This is a genomic window from Sphaerimonospora thailandensis, from assembly GCF_016863115.1.
Classification (GTDB): domain Bacteria; phylum Actinomycetota; class Actinomycetes; order Streptosporangiales; family Streptosporangiaceae; genus Sphaerimonospora; species Sphaerimonospora cavernae.
The window spans coordinates 1-22,369 of sequence record NZ_BOOG01000077.1; the positions used below are offsets into that span (position 1 = coordinate 1).

A 22,369-nucleotide genomic window follows, 5' to 3' on the forward strand; every position below is an offset into this window, starting at 1 on the left:
AAGGCCGGTGCCGGAGCTCGCCGACGGCCCGGGAAGGCCGGTGCCGGAGCTCGCCGACGGCCCGGGAAGGCCGGTGCCGGAGCTCGCGGACGGCCTGAGCGGATCGGGTTGGCAGCCGCCGTACTCGCTCGGCCTGTCCCCCGACGGTCATCTCGTCATCGGGATCGCCGCCGCCGCCATCGTCCTCGGTGCGATCGGTCTCGCCGCCGGGCTGCTCTCCGTACGGCGGATGCCCCCCGCCCGTCATCTCCTGATCGCGGGGTGTCTGGCCGCCGGGGTGCTGGCCTTCCTGCCGCCCTCCGGCTCGTCCGATCACCTCAACTACGCGGCGTACGGCAGGATCGCCGCACTCGGCCACGACCCGTACGTGACCGTGCCCGCCGACCTGCCGGCCGACCCGGTCGCCGGCGCGGTCGAGGAGTGGCGCAGCACTCCCAGCGTCTACGGCCCGGTGGCGACGGCGGTGCAGGCCCTGGCGAGCCACCTCGGCGGCGACTCGGTCCGGCTGACGGTGTTCGTGCTGGCGCTCGTCAACGCGGCCGCGTTCATCGCAACCGGGCTGCTGCTGCACCGCCTCACCCGGGACGATCCGGTACGGCAGCGCCGCGCCGCCCTTCTCTGGACGGCCAATCCGCTGCTCGTCTATCACCTGGTGGCCGGCATGCACCTCGACACGCTGGCGATCGCACCCGTGGTGGCCGCGATGCTCGCCCTCGTGGCGATGAGAAACCGCCGAGCCCTCGCCGTGCCACTGGCGGTGCCGCTGGGGGTGGCGCTCGGCGCGGGGATCGCGGTGAAGGTCACGACGGGGCTGGTCGCCCTCGGGCCTGCCTGGGAGCTGAGGCGACGTCCTGCCCGGCTGGCCCTCGTCGCCGGGTCGGCGCTGGCAACCGTGTCGGCGGCCTACTGGGCGGCCGGACCGCACGCGCTCGACCGGGTGCGCGACGCGAGCAGGACCGTGTCGCTCGCCACGCCGTGGAAGCTCGTCAAGCAGGCACTGCAGGCCGTCTTCGGGTCCGGGGCGTACCACATCTGGATCCAGGCCGGTTCGCTGCTTCTGCTGGCCGTGCTCGCCGTCCTCCTGCTCCGGAGCCTCGGCCGCGGTGACCCCGGAGCGGGTCCGATGGTGGCGCTCATCTTCGTCGTGGCGTGGCTGTTCGCCACGCCGTACGCCCTGCCCTGGTACGACGGGCTGGCCTTCGCGCTGCTCGCTCTGGTCCGCGCCTCGTGGCTGGACGCGTTCCTGGTGGCGCGGCTGGCCGTGCTGTCGCTCGGCTACCTTCCGGCACGTCAGCGCGACCAGCCGCCCGACCTGGGCTGGCTGGTCGACGTGGTCAGGTCGCAGGTGGTGCCGGCGATCCTGCTCGTGTTGACGATCGGTCTGCTGGCCCTGGCGTGGGTGACGGCTCGGCGGCGGCGAGCCGGAGTGCCCGGACGGACGCGGCCAGTGTGAGCGGCACGGCGACGGTCAGGGCCATCGCCGGGATCGCGATCCCCGAGTCGTTGAGCAGGAATCCCGCGAGGGCCGCGGTCAGCGCGCCGAACAGGCCGGCCCGCAACTCCGGCGCCATGCCGTACGCCTGACTGAGCGCGGAGGCGCCCCACCGGGACGGCCGCGACAGCACGAGGAACAGGAACGCGAGCGCGGCCAGCGAGAGCAGCGTCAGCGGCAGATTGCCCAGCGTGTGCAGCATCGCGGCGAGCTTTCGCCCGATGACCGAGCCGCCCTCGCCATCGATCACCTGCTGTACGAACGCGCCCAGGTGGGTCCGCCGGTCGGCCGGGCGCAGCCAGTCCGCGACCGCGATCAGCCCGATGAGCCCGGCTCCGGCCAGCGCGATGATCGCTAGCCTCGCGGCGGACACCCGCCGCCCGGTGAACAGCAGCAGGAACACCGCCACCCCCAGGACGAACGACGGCACCCCGCCGAAGTCGGCGCCCCAGCCCGGCCAGCCGTCCGCGACGATCGCGAGCAGGCCGTACGCGAGGCACCCGGCGACGGCGACCCGCCTGCGTCGGCGCAGCGCGTGCGCGACTCCGGCGAGCAGCAGGATCGTGCCGGTCGAGTAGACGGCGTACGCCATGTTGCCGAAACCGTAGAACCGCCCACCCGTCACGGGCTCGTAGCCGCTCACCGCGTTCACCTGGAGGCTCGACCCGGTCATGACGTCGACGAGCAGTGCCAGCGAGCTCACCGCGGCGACGACGGTGAGCGGCCCGAGGACGTGCCCTCGCCACGGCCCGGCGAACGCGAGCCCGGCGATCAGGCCCGCGAAGGCCAGGATCGTGCCGATCAGCGCGGGCATCGGGTGGGCGAAACTCCACCACGGCACAAGTTGGGCGAGGAACGCCGAGATCGGCAGCGCGCCGCTGACCACCGCCACCGCCTGGACGGAGGCGAGCCTCCGCCGACGCCCACGTACCACGACGGCGGCCAGGCCGTAGAAGAGCAGCTGTACGGCGACGAGCGCGATGAAGAACGGCTCCCGCACCTGCCTCAGCACCTGACCGGCCAGATCGGCGTCGGCGAGACGGGCCACCGCCTCCCCCGTGTCACCGAGGGTGCCATCGGGCGCGTCGTCGCCGCCGCGCCACGGCTTGCCGACCACCTCCTTCGGCGTTTGTAGGCCGAGCACGCGCAGCACGGTCGCGGTCAGGTCGGTGATCGTGACCAGCGCGTCCTGACGGGTGGAGCTCGCGGTCAGCCACCCCCGCCCGTACGGCCCAGGCGCGCCGGTGCCGGTGGCGATGGCGACGTGGAGGTGCGCGGTGGCGTCGGCGTCCGACAGTCCGGCGACGAGCACGGTGGTCCCAGCGGCCGTGGTTTCAGGGGCCGAGGGGGCCGAGGGGGAGACGCGGGAGAGCACGTCTCGGACGGTCCGGTCGGCGGCGGCGACCGCGCTTCTCCGGACGTCGGGTGGGAGATCGGCTCCTTGGCGGGCCAACCACTCCCTGGTGATCTGGTCCGCCTCGGCGAAGACCGCCGTGTACGGGGTGAGGTCCGGCAGCTCGGCGGCAGTCGCCGCGTACTTCTGGACTTTTCCGCTTTCGTCGGCGGCGGCGAGTGCCGCTCCCGGGCCGATCGCCGCGATCTTCCCGCCCGCCGCGTCGATCGTCTGCCCGAGAAGTCCGATGCGCGCCCGGTATGAGCTCGATTTCTGGAAGGCGACGAACTCCGGCCAGTTCGGAATCGTGGCCGAACCCGACCCGTCCCCGGCCATCACAGGTGTCGGGGCGGCGCCGCAGGCCCTGTGCCGGTCAGCGGGCCTCGCGGCCCCCGCACGCTGCCCGGCCGAGACGGTCAGCCATCCGGCGACCGGACAGGTGATCGAATATCCCTCGGAGGGGATGGTCCTCGTGGACAGCGAGGCCGTACCACCCCGCGCCGCGAGGTCCCACAGGGTGGGCGTGTTCACCGGATCGAGGTCGTCCCAGCGGAGGCCGGGCACCCCGATCACGACGACCTGACCCCGCATGGAAGCCTCGGCGGCGGCCTCCGTCGCTCCGGCCGGTGACGGGAGACCCACGGCGATGAGGCAGGCCAGCAGCGCCGTCACCAGCACCGCCGCGGATCGCCTCGTCCGCCATGACGTGGACCGGTTGGCAGGCACTGTCCGGACTCCTCAGCTCTGGTGTGCGACGACAGGAACGGGAAGCCCCACGGTAGCCTCCCTTTCCATGACGACCGGTTCCATGACGACCGGCCGGACGACCGTGCGGCCCGTGTGGGCCTGGGCCCTCGCCCTCGCGGCCATCGCCCTGGCCGCGGCCCCCCTGGTCGCGTACTGGCTGACCAACCCCGAAGACCAGCGGCTGGTGGACCTGGACGTCTACCGTACGGGCGGAACGGCGATCCTGCGCGGGCTGCCCGTCTACGGGGTGATCACCCCGGCGCCGCAGCTTCTGCCGTTCACCTACCCGCCGATCGGGGCGATGCTGGCGGTGCCGCTCGCCCTGATCTCATGGCCGGCGGCCCAGTGGGTGTGGACGACGGCCATCTTCGCCGTTCTCGTCGTCACGGTCCGGCTCGCCTTCCGTCCCCTCTTCGAGGGGCTCAGGACGCCGCTCGGCCCACGACAGGGCCGTCCGCGCGGCCTCCTCAGTGGCTTCCCCGGTGGCTTCTTCGGTGGCTTCCTGGGCGGGGCGGCCGCCGTACCGCTGCTTGTCGCCGTACTGACCTCCGCGTGCATCTATCTGATGCCGATCAGGGACCAGGTGCGGTTCGGCCAGGTGGATCTCTTCCTCCTGGCGCTGTGCCTGGTCGACTGCCTGGCATGCGGGCCGCGCTGGCCGCGCGGGATGCTGATCGGCCTGGCGACGGCCGTGAAGCTCACCCCGGGAGTCTTCCTGATCTATCTCGCCGTCACCGGGTTCCCGCGCCGGAACGGCGATCCCGAGCAGCGGCGTGCGTTCTTCATGGCGACGTTCACGGCGGCCCTGCTCACGCTGCTGCCGTTCCTGGTGATGCCGCAGGACGCGCGGGACTTCTGGTTCGGCGCGCTGCTCGACTCCGAGCGCCTGGGGGCGAACGCCGCCACGACCAACCAGTCGCTGCGCGGCATGCTGCTCAGGCTCTACCTGCCCGGCCCGCTGACCCAGGTCATCTGGCTCGCCGCCGTGGCCGTCATCGGCTGGTACGGCTTCCGCCACGCCCGCCGGGCCTTCCGGGACGGCGACGGGCTGACCGGGGTGGCGCTGACCGGGCTGATGGCCGTACTGCTGTCGCCGGTGGCGTGGATCCACCACCTGGCCTGGGTGGTGGTCGTGCTCGCCGCGCTGGTCGGCGCGGGCCGTGATCGGATGCGACTGGTGGTCGCCGGGGGCGTGTGGCTCTACTACGTGCTGCCCATCCCGTGGTGGGGCGTGTCGATCAAGGCGCTGGAGATTCCGGTGTTCAGTCCGGTCATCGGGAAGATCGTGCAGAACGCCTTCGGCCTGGGCGCCATCGTCCTCGTCTGGCTGCTCGGCTTCCGGCTCCCCCGCCATACCCGCCGCGTGTCCGAATGCACTCACCCGGGGGTCAGGCGGGGATAACCTGGATGGCATGTCGAAGCTCGCCTACCTCGGTCCTCGGGGCACCTTCTGTGAGGCGGCGCTGCGGCTCCTGGCGCCCGACGTCGAGGGCGTGCCGTACGCCAATGTCACGGCCGCGCTCGAGGCCGCTCGCAGCGGGACCGCCGACGGCGCCGTCGTCCCCCTGGAGAACTCGGTCGAGGGGGCGATCACGCAGACCCTCGACGAGCTGGCCTGGGGACCGCCGCTTCTCGTCACCGGCGAGCTGCTGCTGCCCGTCGAGTTCACCCTGCTGGTCCGGCCGGGCACCGAGCTGGCGCAGATCAAGCGGCTGACCACCCATCCCGCCGCGCACACCCAGTGCCGCGGGTTCATCGAGCGGGAGCTGCCCGGCGCCGTCGTGGTCGCGGCGGCCTCCACGGCCGGCGCCGCGCAGGAGGTCGCCGCGCCCGGCTCGCCGTACGACGCGGCGATCAGCCCGGCCATCGCCGGCGAATACTACGGTCTCACCGCGATCGCCTCGAACATCGGGGACCGTTCCGACACGGTGACCAGGTTCATCCGGGTGAGCCCGCCCGGCCTGCTGCCCGAGCCCACCGGCGCCGACCGCACGTCGCTGGTCGTCTTCCTGCAGGACGACCACCCCGGCGCGCTGCTGGAGATGCTGAGCGAGTTCGCGGTGCGCGGCGTCAACCTCACCCGCATCGAGTCGCGTCCGACCGGTGACGGCATCGGCCACTATTTCTTCCACTTCGACTGTGAGGGCCACGTCTCGGACGCCCGGGTCGGCGAGGCCATCTCGGGCCTGCACCGGCTCTCCTCCGACGTGCGCTTCCTCGGCAGTTATCCGCGGGCCGACGCGGTCGCCCCGCAGGTCAGGCGAGGTACGGCGGATGCGGACTTCGCCGAGGCCGCCGACTGGCTGAGCCGCATCCGGGCGGGTCGCGTGTGAGAGCGGGAGGCCGACCCGCTCCGGTAGCCTTTGATCCGTGATTGACCTGCGTACCCTTCGTGAGAACCCTGACCGGCTCCGGGCGTCGCAGCGCGCCCGCGGCGAAGACGACTCGGTCGTCGACACCCTGCTGTCGCTCGACGAGCGGCATCGGGCCGCGCTGACCGGCTTCGAGTCGCTGCGCGCCGAGCAGAAGAGCGTCGGCAAGTCGGTCTCCCGGGCCTCCGGGGACGAACGGCAGGCGCTGCTCGACCGGGCCAAGGAGCTGGCCGCGCAGGTGAAGGCCGCCGAGGCCGAGGCCGAGAAGCTGGCGACCGAGCTCGACACGGTGCTGCAGAACGTGCCGAACATCGTCGAGCAGGGCGCCCCGGAGGGCGGCGAGGACGACTACGTCGTCCTGGAGGAGATCGGCGAGAGGCCGTCGTTCGACTTCGAGCCCCGCGATCACCTCGAGCTGGGTGAGCTGCTCGGCGCGATCGACGTCGAGCGCGGCGCGAAGGTCTCCGGCGCGCGGTTCTTCTTCCTGAAGGGCGTCGGCGCCCGCCTGCAGCTCGGCCTGCTCAACATGGCGATGCAGCAGGCGATCGAGGCCGGGTTCACTCCGATGATCACACCGGTGCTGGTGAAGCCGGAGGCGATGCAGGGCACCGGTTTCCACGTCGCCCACGACAAGGAGATCTACCGTCTGCCCGAGGACGACCTCTACCTGGTCGGCACGTCGGAGGTGCCGCTGGCGGCCTACCACTCCGAGGAGATCCTCGACGCCCGTTCGCTGCCGATGCGGTACGCCGGCTGGTCGTCCTGCTTCCGCCGCGAGGCCGGGTCGTACGGCAAGGACACCCGCGGCATCATCCGGGTCCACCAGTTCGACAAGGTGGAGATGTTCTCCTTCTGCCACCCCGACCAGGCGCACGAGGAGCATCTACGCCTGCTCGAATGGGAGAAGGAGATGCTCGCCAAGGTCGAACTGCCCTACCGGGTGATCGACGTCGCGGGCGGGGACCTGGGCACGTCGGCGGCGCGGAAGTTCGACTGCGAGGGATGGCTGCCGAGCCAGGGCCGCTACCGCGAGGTGACCTCGACGTCGAACTGCACGGACTTCCAGGCGCGGCGGCTGCGCGTGCGCTACCGGGACGAGGACGGCAGGCCGCGGAACGTGGCCACGCTGAACGGCACGCTCGCGACCACCCGGTGGATCGTGGCCATCCTGGAGAACCACCAGCAGGCCGACGGCTCCGTGGTCGTGCCCAAGGCCCTACGGCCGTACGTGGGGCTCGACGTCCTCCGGCCGGAATCCCGGTAGTTACCGCTTGGTCAAGGTCTTTCGCCTAAAACGGCCCTGACCTGGACATATCCTGACCGGTCTGAGTGTCGACGCCCACAGATCGGGTCAGGAACCCAATCGTCATGTTCGGGAAGACCGGCCATGAATGCTTCATGACGTCTGCCGGAATGGCGAAGGCGGGGCCCGCGTCAGCGAGGCCCCGCCTTCTATGAGTGCCCTGAGTCAGTCAGACACGTTTGGTGGGTGCGGCTCCCGGTCAGAGGCCCCGGACGTTCGACGCCTGGGGGCCCTTCGGGCCCGCGATGACCTCGAACTCCACCCGCTGGCCGTCCTCCAGGTTGCGGTAGCCGCTACCGGTGATGGCGGAGAAGTGCACGAAGACGTCGGGCTCCCCGCCGTCCGGAGCGATGAAGCCGAAGCCCTTCTCAGCGTTGAACCACTTGACGGTTCCCTGAGCCATTTAACGTTCTCCCTAAGGAAGTGAATCTTGGGGACCACACCTCGTGGACCCCGGCGTGTCGCACAGCTCCCCGGGTGGCTCATACAGTCAAACTGGTTTTCGCTACGGGAACAGCTAATACAACGCCTACACATCTAACACTATTCGGCGCACTCCCAAGTCCCAAAGGGCAGGATTTCCGTCCGCGCCGCCCTGACCAGTGTGATAACTCGAGGGGTTCCCGGCTCGGAGCCGTACGCCCGCGGTGCGGCGTTCGCCGCTTCCACCTGCGGACGTGCGCCGTGTCCGACGACGTCAGACCGTGGCGCCATGGCAATCGTGTCAGTCGTGATGGCTCGGGAGTCCGGGCCTAGCCCTTCGTCCCGCACGTCGAACACCCTACCGGATGTCCCGGCCGCGACGACGAAATCCGTTCTGTCGTCCCCCACGGGTACCCTCGTGCCCGGAAGGGCAACCGCCAGTCGGGTCAGCCACGGTGTGTGAACGGGAACCTGCATGAATCTCCCCCGCCTTGTCGCCACGGACCTCGACGGCACGGCCCTGCGTTCCGACGGCACGGTCTCTCCCCGTACGGCCGCCGCCTTCGCCAGGGTGGAGGAGGCGGGCGGCACGCTGGTCTTCGTCACGGCGCGGCCGCCCCGATGGATGCACAGCGTCGCGGAAGCCGTACGGCATCACGGGCTGGCGATCTGCGCCAACGGAGCGCTCGTCTACGACCTGCACACCGAGGAGATCGTCGAGGCGCGTCTGATCGAGCCGGCCGTCCTGGAGGAGTCGATCGTCCGGCTCAGGACGCGCCTGCCCGGGCTGGCGTTCTCCGTGGAGTACGAGGGAGGCTTCGCCCACGAGGCCGGCTATGTGCTCGACCGCTGGGACTCCCGGAGGGCGTACGGCGTGCGGGTGACCGCGTCGGCGGCGCTCGCCTCGCGACCGTGCGCGAAGCTGCTCGCGCAGCATCCCTCGATGGACCCGGACGAGTTGCACCGCCAGGCCCTCGAGTGTGTCGGGGACCTGGTGACGCCGACCCATTCGAGCGGCCACGCGCTGATCGAGATGAGCGCCCGCGGCGTGACCAAGGCGACGGCGCTCGCGGCGCTGGCCGGCGAGCGGGGGATCAGGCCGACGGAGGTGGTGGCCTTCGGCGACATGCCCAACGACCTGCCGATGCTGACATGGGCCGGTACGGCGTACGCGGTGGCGAACGCCCACCCCGACGTGTTGGCCGCCGTCGATCACGTGACGGCGGCCAACAACGACGACGGAGTCGCCCTGGTGCTGGAAGACCTCTTCGGGTCCAGCGGTGATCAGAGGTAGGGGCCGCCGACGCGGTTGCCGTCGTCGTGCCCCGGCTGCTGCATGCCGCCCGGCAGGGCGCGGCGCATCTGCTCCAACTGGGCCCGCGCCGCCATCTGCTGCGCGAACAGCGTGGTCTGGATGCCGTGGAACAGGCCCTCCAGCCAGCCGACGAGCTGGGCGTGCGCGACCCGCAGCTCGGCGTCGCTGGGCGGGGTGCCGTTCTCATCGCTGAACGGCAGGGACAGCCGTTCGAGCTCGGCCACGAGCTCCGGCGCGAGCCCCTCCTCGAGTTCCTTGATGGAGCTCTGGTGGATGTCCTTCAGCCGCAAGCGGCTCGCCTCGTCCAGGGGGGCGGCCCGCACCTCTTCGAGAAGCTGGCGGATCATGCTGCCGATCCGCATCACCTTCGCCGGCTGCTCGACGAGGTCGGCGACGGAGCGCTCCTCATGCCCGTCCCCGTTGCCACCGTCGCCGCCGGAGATCGAGAGGCCGTCGGGTCCCACGACCACGATCTGCGGGGTGCTCTCGTCTGCGTTCATCGATCGGTTACCACTCCTGATTCGCTCGGCTGGCTCGCGATTCGGGCCTCACGCTCCAACCTACACTCACCGGACCAGCAGGATTTTCCCAATATGTTCACCGGCTTCCAACATCCGGTGCGCGTCGGCGGCCTCCGCCAGGGGAACTGCGGCGTGCACGACGGGCCGGATGGCTCCCGCCCCGACCAGCGGCCAGACGTTGTCCACCACACCCCGGCAGATGACCCCCTTCTCATCCACCGAGCGGGCCCGCAGGCCGGTCGCGATGATCGTTGCGCGCCTGGCGAGCAGCCTGCCGAGATCGAGTTCGCCCATCGCGCCGCCCTGCAGCCCGATGACGACGAGCCGCCCCCCGATGGCGAGAGCATCGAGGTTCCGTGGCAGATATTTGGCCCCGATGATGTCGAGGATCACGTCGGCCCGGCCGGCGAACCGCTCGGCGAAGTCCTCCTCCCGGTAGTTCACGGCCTCGTCGGCGCCCAGGTCGAGGCAGCGCCGGACCTTCTCCGCCGTTCCGGCGGTGACCAGCACGTGAGAGCCGTACGCCTTGGCGAGCTGGACGGCGAGCGTGCCGATGCCGCTCGCACCGCCGTGGACGAGCAGCGTCTCGCCCTTGCGCAGCCGGGCCGCCATGAACACGTTCGACCAGACCGTGCAGGCGACCTCGGGGAGCGCGGCGGCCTCGATCAACGAGACCCCGGCAGGGACCGGCATGACCTGCTGCCAGGGCACCGCGACCCGCTCGGCGTACCCGCCGCCCGCGAGCAGCGCGCAGACCTGGTCCCCGGTCCGAAACCCCTCGACGTTCTCGCCGACCTCCACGATCACGCCGGAGCACTCCAGGCCGGGGAGCTCCGAAGCGCCCGGCGGCGGCGGATAGTGGCCCCTGCGCTGAAGGACGTCGGCCCGGTTGACCGCCGAGGCGACCACGTCGATGACCACCTCGCCTCGGGCCGGACGCGGATCGGGGAGTTCCTGCCAGACCAAAACCCCCGGGTCACCGGGCTCCGAAATCACGACGGCACGCATGTGACCTAAAGTAGCGTGGCAGGGAAACGTACAGTTGCCCACATTGACCGTATTACATGGCGCTACTCTGCATTGTGTTTGCTACCCCATTAGCCCATCCCGAGGGGGTACCCGGTGGCGAAACATGATCGAGAGGATCCCCATCTCGAGGACCAGCTCGCGTGGTTGGACGCCATCAAGGAGATGCCCGACGAGGTGGAGATCGCGGTGAGCGCCGTGACCTCGGCCACCCTCGCGCGTCCCCCGCAGTCTCCCGCACCGGCTCCCGATGAGAACGCGGGGAAGGCCGGTGGTCAGGACGGCGGCCAGGGGGCCGGGCAGGGCGTCGGGCACGGCACTGGGCGTGGGGCATCGCAGTCCGGTGGGCCGTTCGGCGGTCAGCGCGCCGAGCAGCCACCCGCCGAGCCCGAGAGCGCCTCGCCGTACCCGTCGGACCCGTGGCGGCTCGTGCCGTCCGACTCCCCCCTGACAGGAGCACTGTCCGGAGCCCTGTCCGGTCCGCTCTTCAGCGGTACGGGTTCCGACGGGATGTACGGCGCGCCGACGGCGGCGGATGTCGACAAGGCCCAGGCTTCGGAGCACGACACCGGCGCGGACGCGACGGCCGCCTTCGGTCGCGGCGCCTTCGCGTACTCCCCGGCGGACACCGATTCGTACAGTCTGGGCGGATTGGGGGCCTTCGGAGACCTCGGTGCCGGTGAGGCCGACAAGTCGCACAAGTCTTCCTCGTCGGACCTGTCGGAGTCGCCGGCTTCGACTCCGACTTCGACTTCGACTTCGGCTTCGGCGGGGTCGTCCGGCTCTTCGGGCTTCTCGGAGTCCGCCGAGTCCGAGAAGGAGCAGCCGCTGCGAGGGTGGCTGGAGCCGGCGGTACCGGTGGATCCGCCGGCCAACGCCGCGTCCGCGGACTCGCCCACCAAGGAGGAGGTCGGCTTCGGCCAGTTCTCCTCGTCCGCGGCTTCTTCCTCCCCGCTGTCGCCGACCTTCCCGGCTGACTTCCCCTCCCCTTCGGCCTCCCCCGGCTCCGAGAGCACGCCGCCTTTCACCTCCTCCGAGGACAGGGCGCCCACCCCCCTGGACGGCAGGCCGCTCTTCACGTCTGGGGAGTTCGGCACTGGAGAGTTCGGCATCCGGGAGCACAGCCCGGGGAAGTCCGAGACGGGAGAGTTCGAGACGGGGGAGTTCAACCCCGGCTTCGATACCGGCTTCGATCCCAGTTTCGATACCGGCGAGGTCGTCAAGTCCTCCTTCCTCGCCGGGCCGTCCGCCACCGAGCCGACCGACCACGCCGAGTCCCTCGGATTCTCCGAGGACCGGCCTACCGGACCATTCAGCACCACTGGCCCCTTCAGCACGACGGGGCCGCTCAGTTCTACGGGGCCGCTCAGTTCTACTGGGCCGCTCAGGGCGGTTCCGGAGGCCGAGGCGCGGGAGCCGTACGGACCGGGTCCGGCCGATCGGGAGCATGCGCCGTACGAGCGGGACCGCGACACGGCCGGCGACCGGGACCGCGGCGCCTTGGGGAACGATCGGGATCGTGATCCGGGCGCTGAGCGCGAGCACGAGCAGCACCAGCGCGACCGGGCGGCCTCAGGCGAGCGTGAGCCGTACCAGCCGAGGCGCAGGCAGGCGGCGGCGAACCCGCCGTTCGGCGGGACGGCGCGCGGGACCGGGGCGGGTAAGCCGAGCGCGGACAGCCTCGACCCGGTCAGCCTGCTGCGGGGCCGGCGGAACGCTCCCAGGTCCGGGTGGCGGCGGTTCGTGTACCGGGCATCGGCGGGGCTGATCAAGCCGGGCGAGCCGGCGGAGGTACGGCGCCGCCGCGAGCTCATGAACCGGGCCAGGACGCCGGTGGCCGGCGGGCATCACCGGGTGGCCGTGCTGAGTCTGAAGGGCGGGGTCGGCAAGACCACCACGACCGTCGGCCTCGGGGCCACGCTCGCCCAGGTGCGTGGCGATCGCGTGATCGCGGTCGACGCCAACCCGGACCGTGGCACGCTCTCCGACAAGGTCGAGCTGGAGACCGCGGCGACCGTACGCGACCTGCTGAACGAGCGCGGGCAGATCACGCGATATGTGGACATCAGGGCGTTCACCTCCCAGACGCCCTCGCGACTGGAGATCCTGGCGTCCGACCGCGACCCGTCGGTGTCGGAGGCGTTCAGCGCCGACGACTACCACACGGTCGCGCAGGTGCTGGAGAACTTCTACTCGATCTGCATCACCGACTGCGGCACCGGCCTTCTGCACTCGGCGATGTCGGGCGTGCTGGGCATGGCCGACCAGATCGTGCTGGTGAGCTCGCCGTCCGTGGACGGCGCGCGGGCCGCGTCGGCGACGCTCGACTGGCTGGAGGCACACCACTACGACGACCTGGTGCGGTCCGCCACCGTGGTGCTGTGCAGCGTACGGCCCCGGTCGAAGTCGACCATCGACCTGGACAAGCTCGAGTCCCACTTCGCCGCCCGCTGCCGGGCGGTGATCCGGGTGCCGTACGACCCGCACCTGGAGGAGGGCGCGGAGATCGACCTCGAGCGGCTCCAGGAGTCGACGCGGGACGCGTACCTGCGGCTGGCCGCCAGCGTGGGCGACGGCTTCGCCGGCGTGCAGGCGCTGACGCAGCGCAGGTTCTCCGAGATCCCCGACCACCTTTGACGCGCTCCGGGGCGGGCGGGGTTTTCCAGAAGCGGGTGCCGTGTGCGGGGCCGCGAAGGCGGGTCAGGTCGACTCCTGGGTCAGGTCGGCTCCTGGGTCAGGTCGACTCCGCCATGACACGTTCGTAGGCCTCCTGCAGGAGTCGGGATGCCGACGGGCGATCGGGGTTCGGGCGCGGGATGCCCAGGTGCGCCTCGCGTAGCTCGTCCATCAGGTCTTCCCAAAGGGGCGGGCCGGCCTCCTCCAGCAGGCGTGCCCGCACGCTCAACTCCGGTGTCGTCGGGCGATGCCGCAGGCCCCACGAGCCGAGCATGACCATGATCGGAACGGTCTGGATGCCCGCCTCGGTGAGACTGTAGGTCCCTCGCCGCCCTCGCCCCGCCGCCTCATGTGTCAGGAGACCTCCGGCAACGAGGGACTTGAGGCGGCTGCTGAGGATGTTCGACGCGATCCTCTCCTCCGAGTTTGCGAGGAGATCGCGAAAGTGCCGACGGCCGCCGAAGATCATGTCGCGCAGCACGATGATGCTCCACCTGTCGCCGAGCGCCTCCACCGCCGCGTTGATCGCACACCCCGATCGCGGTTCTTCTCGCATGGACAACCTCCCTGGGTGATTGCGGTCCGCAAGCACCCAGGCTACGCTCCGTTCTTGTGATTGCAATACGCAATCACTAAAGTGGATGGGAGAACACTCCATGTCACGGGTCAGGGTCCACAACTTCGCCGTCTCCCTGGACGGCTTCGCCACTGGTGAGGGGCAGAGTCTCGACGCCCCGTTCGGCCACGCCGGCGACCGGCTCCACCAGTGGTTCTTCGCGACACGAACCTTCCACGCCATGCAAGGGAAGACCGGCGGCGGCGCCGGAGTCGACGATGCCGTGGTCCGTACGTGGAATGCGGGCATCGGCGCGGAAATCATGGGCCGCAACAAGTTCGGACCGCAGCGCGGACCGTGGCAGAACCACGAGTGGACCGGCTGGTGGGGACCGAACCCGCCGTTCCACACGCCGGTGTTCGTCCTGACCCACCACCCCCGACCCGCCCTGGAAATGGAAGGGGGCACCACGTTCCACTTCATCGACGCCACCCCCGAGGAGGCGCTGCGTCAGGCGCGCGAGGCCGCAGGCGATCTGGATGTGCGGATCGGCGGCGGGCCGAGCACCGTACGCCAGTTCCTGGTCGCCGATCTGATCGACCATCTGCATGTGGTCATCGTCCCGATCGTTCTCGGCCGCGGCGAGCGACTGTGGGACGGGCTCGAAGGACTCGAGGAGCGCTTCCAGATCGAGTCCGTGACCACTCCCAGTGGCGTCACTCACATGACCTTCACCCGACCGTAGTCACACCCGGAAAGAGGCGGACAGGCTTGACCACGAACATCACCACCGCGAACATCACCTCCAAAGACGGCACGACCCTCGCCGTCGACACGGCCGGCCAGGGTGCACCGGTGATCCTCGTCGGCGGCGCGTTCAACGACCGTTCGACCGTGGCCGCGCTGGGCGCCGAACTGGCGCCGGCGTTCACCGTGGTGACCTACGACCGGCGCGGCCGGGGGGCCAGCGACGACAGCAGCGAGGAATACCTGGTCGCCAACGAGATCGACGACCTGGCGGCGGTCATCGAGCACGTCGGCGGCCGGGCCTCGGTATTCGGCCACTCGTCGGGTGCCGTCCTTGTGCTGGAGGGGGTCATGCGCGGACTGCCGATCGACCGGGTCGCCGTGTACGAGCCTCCGTACTGCGCCGACGAGAACCAGCCGAAGCCGCCGGCCGACGTCTATGCCCGTCTCAAGGCCCTGGTCGCCGCCGGGGATCGCGACGGCGCCGCGGAGCTTTTTCTCGGCGAGCTGATCGGCGTCCCGGCCGAGGTGATCGCCGGGATGAAGGCCGGAGAGGAGTGGCCGTTCCTGGCCGACAAGGCTCCGAGCCTGCCGTACGACGTGCTGGTCACCACGCCCTGGCAGCTGATGCCACTTGAGCGGATCGCCGGGATCAGCGTGCCGGTGCTGGCGGTCTACGGCGACCAGACCGCGCCCGGCCTGGCGGCGGCGACGAAGATGGTCGCGGCGACCGTACCGGGCGCCGAACTGAAGGTGATGCCCGGGGAGGACCACGCGGTGTTGCAGCGGCCGGCGGCACTGGCGTCGATCCTGACCAAGTTCTTCAGCGCGGGTACGGGCCGCCGGAGCGAGTGATCGTCTTTTGCCGTCGCGGTCACGGTGCGGGTGATGAGAGACTAAGGTGCGGTATGGCACCTGCGGGTGCCGACCGAGGAGAGCTCGCCTAGTGGACGATGGCGGCGGTCTTGAAAACCGCTAGGGCCGGTGACGGTCCTCGTGGGTTCGAATCCCACGCTCTCCGCTCAACCAGCCAAAACGGCGTCTGACCGGCGGTTTCGCGACGGTCAGACGCCGTTGATCGTTTCCACCATGCGCAGCCGTACGCCACCCTGAGCACTCCTCGGCCGCTGTTCGCGGGATATATGCGGGATGGATCTCGACGTGTTGCCGCGATGGGCTGCGGTGGCGTTGAGCGCTGCGGTGAGTTCGCCACCGTCGAGATCATGAAGTGAGACCAGACGAAAGAGGTCCGCGTAGTCGCGGTCCCGAGTGTTGAGATCACCGAGGGCAACCGCGGTGGAGAGCTTCTCGGCGATGACGGTAGCCAGGGGATAACCGAAGATCTGGAATCTTTCCGCGGAGAGCTGCTGCGGATAGTCGATGACCTGGGGTTCTGGAGTGATCGGGTCGCCGAAGCTCACGTCGAGTTGGAGCTTGAGCCGTGCGCGGGCGATCACGGCTCCCATGACCAGGCGAAGACCGTGATATTCGTCTTCCTCGCGGATCGGCATGGTCTTCATGCGTGTCAGGTTCGAAGGCCACACGGTAGAGGAAACGCTCAAGAACGTATTCGATCACGAGCTCGTCGGTCGATCGCCTGCTGCGTTTGGCCAGGTTGCGTAGGTCGTTGTAGACGCGCCCGGCCGTGGTGGCGCGTGTGGGATTGGGCATCAGGCGAGCACTGCCTCGACGGCGGGACGAATGACCGTCAGCGCCCCCAGCTTGCGGGCGACGCGCTGAAGCTCACCGATCTGTTCCGGGGTGGCGCGGCGCACATACCGGCCGAGTGCGGAGAGCGCGAGAGTCTCACCGATGCGGTGGCGATGGCGCATGGCGTCGACGACGCTGCGGGCCGGGCCGTAGAGGGGAACGGTTTCTCCCGGCGCGGCTTCGAACCATTCGATGCCCAGAGTGAAGGTGGCGGGAGAGTACTGGGCGACCACAACCGGCGGGTAGGAGATTGATGGACGGTGGCGTCCCCGGGGGACCGCGATGTGGACGGCTGAGGGGATGTCATCGATCAGTTCGTGGATGGCAAGGGCGGACTCCTCGCACACGACAGCGTGAGAGGCGCGGATATACACGGCCAGGATGTCGAGATGTGCCGTCTCCGGGGCGGATGCCTGCCGGTAGACCCCTCGGGAGAGTTCATAAATCCCCCCATCCGCGACCAGGGAGGCCAGATCACGGGAGAAGAGGGCAGCCAGACGCGCTTGCCCTGCTGTGAAGGTCGGAGGGAGCGCAGTCAACCTTGTATCCAGCCTGGAGGTCTCCGATGGGCCCATGTATCAAATCCTACCCATTAACTGATCAGAAGGGATGGGTTTGATACAGGCCGCGAACCCACCGGCGCGGGCGTGGGAGGAGACCGCACCGATCTGACCGCCACCGCCGATGAGGCGTTCTTTCACCTGCGGCTGTTCACCGACCGATTGAACGCCGAGGCCGCCGCCGGAGAGATCGCCGCCGCGTTCGACGTGCTGGCAACGGCGGCGGCTCCTCACGCGGTGGCAGGTCGTCGGGGTGACGTGGCCGTACGCCCGCCGGGATGAGGTCGATCCGCCACCAGGTCCAGCAGCCGACACACTGGGCACCGCTGGGAACGCCATTGCCAGGCCAAGTCCAGCACACCAGGTGATGACCGCAGCCGGCCATAAGCGCCCCTCCGCATCGTCCGCCGACGACCCGGCCGGTTCGATCGTGGTCATCGCGCCGTTCCCATCAGCACCTTCAACCACAGGCGCTCGGCCTCCGGAACGCGCACCCACTCCGACTCAGTGATCAGCGTCTTGCCGCCGGAGCGGGAAAGACGGCGGACGAAGGACAGCCCGCCGGCCTGGCACAGCTCATACACGATCGCCTTGCAGTCGCAGGTGTGCCGGCGGACCCGCACGCGGGGAGCGCGCGGCACGCTCTTGCGCCAGTTCACCCGCTCATACCCCTCCTGAGGTACGGCCGCAGCGTGCAAGCCCGGACAGGACCGGATGAACTCCAGCCAGTCAGTCATGATCGCACCGCCGTTTCCTGTCGGAGGCCTGTAGGGGCGGGCACCCGCCGGTGGGTGGGAAGGTCACCACCGGCGGGCGCGGTCAGCAGGTGGTCCCCTCGGCCTGCTCCGTCGGCCAACTCCGCTTGGCCAGAGGGGACCACCCGTCCTGCGGCACCCAGTGGCGGAACGTTCCGCTTCTGGGGCCAGGTCTGTTTCGTGTTCGGCCGCGACAGGAGGTGGCCGCAGCGGTCGAGACTGGACGTGCCGGTCATGCGGCGACCCTCGTAACCGGAGCGGGGATCTCACCGCGGGCGCTGAAGACCGTCTCGGCCTGGTACATCAGCCGCTCCAACTCGGCGGCCGTGGAGGCGGAAAGGATCAACGGTTCACGCACTGGCCAGGCCACCATGGCGTAGAACCGGCGACTGGCCGGGCCGTACAGGACAGACCAGCCCTGCCAGTGCTGGTCGAGGCTCTGGGCCGTACCGCGTGCCTGACCGTCCCAGGGGCGGCGGCGGAAGGGGGAGGGCGTGGTTCCGGGCCGGTGACGTCCCCTGGCATGAGATGGACGGCTCACTGAGACGCCTCGCCGGCCAAGTCCTCCTGAGCGGCGACGGCCGCCGCCAGCTCGGCCGCGTCGTCACCGTCGACCGTGCGGAACGCACCCGCCTTCTCTTCCGCTGCGGAGAACGGTGTCTTACGGCTGGCCCACAATCGCCCAGCGTCGCTACGGAAGAGCACCCACTCGGGGAAGGCGTCCCGTACATCGTCGAGGTCGTAACCCGCTGTCGCCATGGCCCGAGCCTAGGTTACCTGTCCTATCCTGTCTACACCATTCCTAGGAATTGCTGTTCTATGTTCGCAGGTGGGGGCATACCTAGAGTCGTCCTGTGATCGAGTGGGACCCCAGGCTCTACAAGTGGGAGCAGATAGCGAACGTCGTCGCGGAGCGCATCAAGGACGGCACCTATCCGCCCCTGTCGCTGATCTCTGAAGTCAAGCTTCAGGAGGAGTTCGACGTGGCGCGGGTGACTGTCCGCAAGGCGATGGAGGCCCTCCGCAAGCAGGGCTTGATCACAACCAAACCAGGCAAGGGCTCCATCGTGAGTCCGAACGACGCGGAACCGTAGCCCCACGGCCTCCCGCTATCTCCCCAGCCGCCGCCAGGCCCGACAACGCAGCCTCTGGACGCCCGGTGAGCAGCGAGCCCCTGCCCGATGAGAACTTTCTCCACGCCTTTAACGTGGATGATCTCCGAACTGGGACAGTTGACGAACTACGCTCCTGCCATGCCCGAAGCCGGGGCGTTTCAGCGAGGGGATACCTCAAGATTCTGAGCAAGGTAGACCTGCCTCCTTGTCGATCGCGGCCTCGTAGAACGCGTCGGCGAGCGCCACGATGATCCCTTTGATCCCAGAACGAGGTGCCGTCGATGAGCTGGACCAGGCCCTTGCGGTCGGGGTGCTTGGTGTTGTCGAGGATCCAGATGTAGGTGGCGATGCCGTTGTTGAAGAACATGTTGGCCGGCAGCGCAATGATCGCCTCGACCAGGTCGTTCTCCAGCAGCCACTTGCGGATGTTGGACGGGCCGGACTCGGCGGCCCCGTTGAAGAGCGGCGAGCCGTTCATGACGATCCCGGCCCGGCCGCCGCCGTCCTCGGGGGCGCGCATCTTGTGCGCCAGGTGCAGCAGGAACAGCATCTGGCCGAGGTGGCGGGCAGGCCCGGCGCGAACCGGCCGTACGGGCCGGCCTCGGCGCGCTCCTTGGTTACGGCCTTGGCGTACTGCTTCCAGTCGACGCCGTACGGCGGGTTGGACATGCAGAAGTCGAACTGGCGGCCCTTGAAGGCGTCGTCGGTGAGCGTGTTGCCGAAGGCGATGTTGGAGGCGTCGTGGCCCTTGGCGAGCAGGTCGGACTTGCAGATCGCGTACGACTGCGGGTTGTACTCCTGGCCGTACAGGCTCAGCCGGGCGTCCGGGTTCTGTGCGAGCAGGTGCTCCTCGGCCAGGGTGAGCATGCCGCCGGTGCCGGCGGTGGGGTCGTAGAGCGTGCGGACGATGCCGGACTCGGTCAGGTCGGCGTCCTTCTCGGCTAAGAGCAGGTCGACCAGCAGCCGGATCGCGTCACGCGGCGTGTAATGGTCACCGGAGGTCTCGTTCGCGGCCTCGTTGAACTTGCGGATGATGTACTCGAACGCGTCCCCCATGTCGGCGTTGGACACGACATCGGGGTGCAGGTTGACCGCGCCGAAGGACTTCACGATCTCGCGCAGGAGACCGGCCTTCTCCAGGGCGATGATCTCCTTCTCGAAGTCGAAGTACTCGAACACATCGACGTCGGCGGAGAACCGGTCGATGTAGTCGACGAGGTTGTCCCTGAGCCCGTCCGCGTCCTTTAGAAGGTTGGCGAAGCTGTACTTCGAGGTGTTGTAGAACGGCCGACCGGTGGCCTTCTTGACCTCGACCCGGAGCCGGTTCGGGTTCTCGTATGCCGCGGCCAGGTCTCGGACGGTCTCGCGGTCCGACCCCAGGATGCAGTCGAGGCGCCGAAGGATCGTGAACGGGAGGATCACGTTCCCGTACTGGTTGGGGCGGTAGGGACCCCGAAGCTGGTCGGCGATCGACCAAAGAAAACTACCGAGCGTACTCGCAAGGCTCCTCAAAGGGATCATTCAACGTGCATGGCTGCGTCGGCCCACTGGGGTAGTCACGCCACACGCAAGGCAACGCACGTCCGCTGACGGGGGCGTCATGAAGCCATCTTCGCGCACCTCGGCCTCCTGCGTACGCGGGGAATCAGAGGGAATTCCAGGCCTGCCCGCACCATAGCGTTTCCGGTCCTCGAACCTGGCGGCCCTGCGGTCCGGGTCCGCTTGCCACCGGATGACCGGGGCTGGCCGTCGGCCAGTGTGCTGTGGAATGGCGGGTGACCGGCTACGGTGTGCTCGTGCAGCGACTCGCGCTTTTCGACTTGGACAACACGCTCATAGATCTGGAGCAGGCGTACCGGGTGTGGGCCGAGGATTTCGCAGATGAGCACGGTTTGGGCTCTGAGGCGGTTGGCTGGCTGCTCGCACTCAACCGGGATGGCTACCCTCACCGTGAGGTGTTCTTCACCAAGGTCCAAGAGCGCTTCGCCCTGCCTGACCCTGTCGAGGAGCTGTGGGGCCGCTACCGGCGGCGCATGCCGTACCTCGTGCGCTGTCGGCCCGAAGTCCTGGACGGCCTGGCCCGGCTACGCACGTCAGGGTGGCGTGTTGCGATCGTCACCAACGGGACGGCGGACAACCAGCTCGGGAAGATCCAGCAGACCGGGTTGGCCAAGGCCGTCGACGCCTACGCGCTGTCGGGAGCCGAGGGTATACGGAAGCCCGAGGCTGGCCTGCTCGAGATCGCGGCCAAGCGTTGCGGTGTGACTCTCGCCGAGGGTGGATGGATGATCGGTGACAATCTCACTGCTGACATAGCCGGAGGACGCGCCGCTGGTCTTCGTACGATCTGGATCGACCGAGGCAACTCACCTGACGCCGAGCACCAGGCCGACCATGTGGTCGCCGACGTGCTTCACGCCATTGAGATCCTGCAAGGCTAGCGGTGGCGCCTCGTTCGAGTGCTCTCGGTCGAGTCATACGAAGGCCCAGATCATCAGCTCCCGGACGCTCCCACGCCTGTAATCAGCTCCGGTTGGTTGGCCGCGTCCGGCTGTCACGCCGTAACTCCGGGTGATCCTTCCCGATGCATTCCGTCGGCCTCATCCTGCTCTGTCTGTAGGGACGAACAAGGGGAGTAGGTTATAAGCCTGCAACCACATCACTAGGCTGAGTCCTGTGAAGATCACGCGTAGTCACGTCTGGGCCACGATACTTGTGGCGGTTGGTGTCGCGCTGACTATCTACCTTGGTGTGCTGAGTGGGGCGGATCAGCAACCGTCTCGGGCGACCAGTGCTCTTCTCGTGGTGTTGGCGGGGGTCTTCCAAGTAGCAGGTGCTTCCAGGTTCCATGCCATCGGAAAGGCCGACCCTGGACTAGCTCGTGCTGCTGTTCGCCGGCTGCTGAAGATGGTACGAAGGGCGCAGGAGGCCAAGCTGATAGCTGAGACCGCTTACGAGAGCAACGCAAACGCTGGGGAGATGCGCAAGGCGATGGGGCGCGTAAGCGTCGAGCTCAGTTGGATCGAGGAGGGTCTAGTCGATTCCATCGACGATTGGAATGAGTTTCATAAAGACGCTCTGAGAAAACTTACGGAAGGCGGCGACAATGCCAAGTAGAATTGAGGGCAAGGTTGCCCAGATTCTTACTGCGCGCGAACTCGTCATTAATAAAGGTACGGTCGATGGCGTAGAGGTTGGTATGCGATTCGCCGTCCTCAACAGTCGAGGCGTCGATATTAAAGACCCTGATACAGGAGAGGCTCTCGGCTCTGTCGAGATAGAGAAGGCTATCGTAAAGGTAGTTCGCGTTAGCGATCGGCTCGCTGTTGCCAGGACGTTCCGCACTTATAGAATTCCCGGCGGATCATTCTATCTCGGAAGCACTAAAGTTCTAGAGCAAATGATGAGGCCTCCACGTACGGAAATTGAAACACTTCAAACCGATGAAAGGAGACTAAAGGATGAATTAGATGAAAGCGGTTCATATATCAAGAAAGGCGATCCCGTTGTTCAAGTAATAGGCGACGAGTTCGACCAGGATGACTCGCAATGATTTATATGCCGTTCTTTCTGGAGAGGCTCAAGCGTCGACGAGGACATTCATTGACATACCCCGAGACGAGAGTGTTGAGTAAACCGTTTATCGCTGATTGCCGAA

The 22,369-nt window shown here is 68.5% G+C and carries 25 protein-coding genes and 1 tRNA gene; 14 read left to right on the forward strand and 12 right to left on the reverse strand.

The features are described from left to right. A partial coding sequence (mptB, locus tag Mth01_RS27400) for a polyprenol phosphomannose-dependent alpha 1,6 mannosyltransferase MptB (protein WP_204018855.1) occupies positions 1 to 1,453 on the forward strand: 1,453 nt, incomplete at its 5' end. Here the strand turns inward: mptB and Mth01_RS27405 are convergent. Beyond that, positions 1,335 to 3,611 carry a hypothetical protein gene (locus Mth01_RS27405; RefSeq protein WP_204018856.1) on the reverse strand — a complete coding sequence of 759 codons (2,277 nt, stop codon included), beginning with the start codon at positions 3,609 to 3,611 and terminating at the stop codon, positions 1,335 to 1,337. The two genes, mptB and Mth01_RS27405, sit on opposite strands and share 119 nt — an antisense overlap. Positions 3,612 to 3,678: 67 nt before the next feature. Here Mth01_RS27405 and Mth01_RS27410 point away from each other — a divergent pair, with 67 nt between their 5' ends. The 3 genes from Mth01_RS27410 to serS are packed head-to-tail and all read left to right on the forward strand — an operon-like array spanning position 3,679 to position 7,268. Further along, positions 3,679 to 5,034 carry a glycosyltransferase 87 family protein gene (locus tag Mth01_RS27410; RefSeq protein ID WP_204018857.1) on the forward strand — a complete coding sequence of 452 codons (1,356 nt, stop codon included), beginning with the start codon at positions 3,679 to 3,681 and terminating at the stop codon, positions 5,032 to 5,034. Between the two features lie 10 nt (positions 5,035 to 5,044). After that, the gene (gene pheA, locus Mth01_RS27415; RefSeq protein ID WP_204018858.1) at positions 5,045 to 5,965 is read left to right on the forward strand and encodes a prephenate dehydratase; all 921 of its coding nucleotides are present in this window, start codon (positions 5,045 to 5,047) and stop codon (positions 5,963 to 5,965) included. 37 nt (positions 5,966 to 6,002) lie between these two features. Beyond that, a complete protein-coding gene (serS, locus tag Mth01_RS27420) occupies positions 6,003 to 7,268 on the forward strand; it encodes a serine--tRNA ligase (protein WP_204018859.1) in 1,266 nt (421 codons plus the stop codon). Positions 7,269 to 7,506: 238 nt separating this feature from the next. Here serS and Mth01_RS27425 read toward each other — a convergent pair whose 3' ends face one another. Then, entirely contained in the window at positions 7,507 to 7,710 is a 204-nt protein-coding gene (locus Mth01_RS27425) for a cold-shock protein (RefSeq protein ID WP_041952879.1), read from the reverse strand. Positions 7,711 to 8,205: 495 nt separating this feature from the next. Here Mth01_RS27425 and Mth01_RS27430 point away from each other — a divergent pair, with 495 nt between their 5' ends. Then, positions 8,206 to 9,024 (forward strand): Cof-type HAD-IIB family hydrolase, encoded by an 819-nt coding sequence (locus tag Mth01_RS27430; protein ID WP_204018860.1) that lies wholly within the window; start codon positions 8,206 to 8,208, stop codon positions 9,022 to 9,024. On the opposite strand, the gene Mth01_RS27435 is transcribed toward Mth01_RS27430, so the two are convergent. Both Mth01_RS27435 and Mth01_RS27440 read right to left on the reverse strand, forming a co-directional pair. Next, positions 9,015 to 9,545 (reverse strand): bacterial proteasome activator family protein, encoded by a 531-nt coding sequence (locus Mth01_RS27435; protein WP_204018861.1) that lies wholly within the window; start codon positions 9,543 to 9,545, stop codon positions 9,015 to 9,017. The two genes, Mth01_RS27430 and Mth01_RS27435, sit on opposite strands and share 10 nt — an antisense overlap. A 66-nt stretch (positions 9,546 to 9,611) precedes the next feature. After that, positions 9,612 to 10,574 carry an NAD(P)H-quinone oxidoreductase gene (locus Mth01_RS27440; protein WP_204018862.1) on the reverse strand — a complete coding sequence of 321 codons (963 nt, stop codon included), beginning with the start codon at positions 10,572 to 10,574 and terminating at the stop codon, positions 9,612 to 9,614. A 114-nt stretch (positions 10,575 to 10,688) separates the two neighbouring features. Here Mth01_RS27440 and Mth01_RS30255 point away from each other — a divergent pair, with 114 nt between their 5' ends. Beyond that, entirely contained in the window at positions 10,689 to 13,229 is a 2,541-nt protein-coding gene (locus Mth01_RS30255; protein ID WP_275409047.1) for a MinD/ParA family ATP-binding protein, read from the forward strand. 97 nt (positions 13,230 to 13,326) lie between these two features. On the opposite strand, the gene Mth01_RS27450 is transcribed toward Mth01_RS30255, so the two are convergent. Next, positions 13,327 to 13,824 carry a winged helix-turn-helix transcriptional regulator gene (locus tag Mth01_RS27450; protein WP_204018863.1) on the reverse strand — a complete coding sequence of 166 codons (498 nt, stop codon included), beginning with the start codon at positions 13,822 to 13,824 and terminating at the stop codon, positions 13,327 to 13,329. 100 nt (positions 13,825 to 13,924) lie between these two features. Here Mth01_RS27450 and Mth01_RS27455 point away from each other — a divergent pair, with 100 nt between their 5' ends. The 3 genes from Mth01_RS27455 to Mth01_RS27465 all read left to right on the forward strand — a co-directional run bounded on the left by Mth01_RS27455 (position 13,925) and on the right by Mth01_RS27465 (position 15,592). After that, positions 13,925 to 14,569: a dihydrofolate reductase family protein gene (locus tag Mth01_RS27455; protein WP_204018864.1), complete on the forward strand. Its 645-nt coding sequence runs from the start codon at positions 13,925 to 13,927 to the stop codon at positions 14,567 to 14,569. A 26-nt stretch (positions 14,570 to 14,595) separates the two neighbouring features. Continuing rightward, on the forward strand, positions 14,596 to 15,426 hold the full coding sequence (locus tag Mth01_RS27460; protein WP_204018865.1) for an alpha/beta fold hydrolase: 831 nt from the start codon (positions 14,596 to 14,598) through the stop codon (positions 15,424 to 15,426). 77 nt (positions 15,427 to 15,503) lie between these two features. Beyond that, positions 15,504 to 15,592: transfer RNA gene (locus Mth01_RS27465), tRNA-Ser, on the forward strand. Between the two features lie 43 nt (positions 15,593 to 15,635). Here Mth01_RS27465 and Mth01_RS27470 read toward each other — a convergent pair. Together Mth01_RS27470 and Mth01_RS27475 are read right to left on the reverse strand one after the other, a co-directional pair. Continuing rightward, complete coding sequence (locus tag Mth01_RS27470) at positions 15,636 to 16,091, reverse strand: nucleotidyl transferase AbiEii/AbiGii toxin family protein (RefSeq protein WP_204018866.1); 456 nt, start codon at positions 16,089 to 16,091, stop codon at positions 15,636 to 15,638. A gap of 150 nt (positions 16,092 to 16,241) precedes the next feature. Beyond that, complete coding sequence (locus Mth01_RS27475) at positions 16,242 to 16,820, reverse strand: type IV toxin-antitoxin system AbiEi family antitoxin domain-containing protein (protein ID WP_204018867.1); 579 nt, start codon at positions 16,818 to 16,820, stop codon at positions 16,242 to 16,244. A gap of 108 nt (positions 16,821 to 16,928) precedes the next feature. Between Mth01_RS27475 and Mth01_RS27480 the strand changes: the two genes are divergently transcribed. Further along, positions 16,929 to 17,123, forward strand: coding sequence for a hypothetical protein (locus tag Mth01_RS27480; RefSeq protein ID WP_204018868.1), 195 nt, complete (start codon positions 16,929 to 16,931; stop codon positions 17,121 to 17,123). A 152-nt stretch (positions 17,124 to 17,275) separates the two neighbouring features. Here Mth01_RS27480 and Mth01_RS27485 read toward each other — a convergent pair whose 3' ends face one another. From Mth01_RS27485 to Mth01_RS27495, 3 genes are all read right to left on the reverse strand, one after another. Next, positions 17,276 to 17,578, reverse strand: coding sequence for a hypothetical protein (locus Mth01_RS27485; RefSeq protein ID WP_204018869.1), 303 nt, complete (start codon positions 17,576 to 17,578; stop codon positions 17,276 to 17,278). 250 nt (positions 17,579 to 17,828) lie between these two features. Further along, positions 17,829 to 18,137, reverse strand: a complete 309-nt coding sequence (locus Mth01_RS27490; protein WP_204018870.1) for a hypothetical protein — start codon at positions 18,135 to 18,137, stop codon at positions 17,829 to 17,831. Then, complete coding sequence (locus Mth01_RS27495) at positions 18,134 to 18,355, reverse strand: hypothetical protein (protein ID WP_204018871.1); 222 nt, start codon at positions 18,353 to 18,355, stop codon at positions 18,134 to 18,136. The genes Mth01_RS27490 and Mth01_RS27495 overlap by 4 nt, the downstream gene beginning before the upstream one ends. 95 nt (positions 18,356 to 18,450) lie before the next feature. On the opposite strand from Mth01_RS27495, the gene Mth01_RS27500 reads away from it, so the two are divergent. Next, complete coding sequence (locus Mth01_RS27500; protein WP_204018872.1) at positions 18,451 to 18,690, forward strand: GntR family transcriptional regulator; 240 nt, start codon at positions 18,451 to 18,453, stop codon at positions 18,688 to 18,690. Here Mth01_RS27500 and Mth01_RS30260 read toward each other — a convergent pair. Together Mth01_RS30260 and Mth01_RS29985 are read right to left on the reverse strand one after the other, a co-directional pair. Further along, a complete protein-coding gene (locus Mth01_RS30260) occupies positions 18,635 to 19,261 on the reverse strand; it encodes an HsdM family class I SAM-dependent methyltransferase (protein ID WP_204018873.1) in 627 nt (208 codons plus the stop codon). The genes Mth01_RS27500 and Mth01_RS30260 overlap by 56 nt on opposite strands. Further along, positions 19,186 to 20,232 (reverse strand): type I restriction-modification system subunit M, encoded by a 1,047-nt coding sequence (locus Mth01_RS29985; RefSeq protein WP_275409048.1) that lies wholly within the window; start codon positions 20,230 to 20,232, stop codon positions 19,186 to 19,188. The genes Mth01_RS30260 and Mth01_RS29985 overlap by 76 nt, the downstream gene beginning before the upstream one ends. A gap of 254 nt (positions 20,233 to 20,486) precedes the next feature. Between Mth01_RS29985 and Mth01_RS27515 the strand changes: the two genes are divergently transcribed. From Mth01_RS27515 to Mth01_RS27525, 3 genes are all read left to right on the forward strand, one after another. Then, positions 20,487 to 21,152: an HAD family hydrolase gene (locus Mth01_RS27515; RefSeq protein WP_239090050.1), complete on the forward strand. Its 666-nt coding sequence runs from the start codon at positions 20,487 to 20,489 to the stop codon at positions 21,150 to 21,152. Positions 21,153 to 21,387: 235 nt separating this feature from the next. Further along, a complete protein-coding gene (locus tag Mth01_RS27520) occupies positions 21,388 to 21,828 on the forward strand; it encodes a hypothetical protein (protein WP_204018875.1) in 441 nt (146 codons plus the stop codon). After that, positions 21,818 to 22,264: a hypothetical protein gene (locus Mth01_RS27525; RefSeq protein ID WP_204018876.1), complete on the forward strand. Its 447-nt coding sequence runs from the start codon at positions 21,818 to 21,820 to the stop codon at positions 22,262 to 22,264. Before Mth01_RS27520 ends, Mth01_RS27525 begins: the two co-directional genes overlap by 11 nt. Positions 22,265 to 22,369 lie beyond the last annotated feature (105 nt).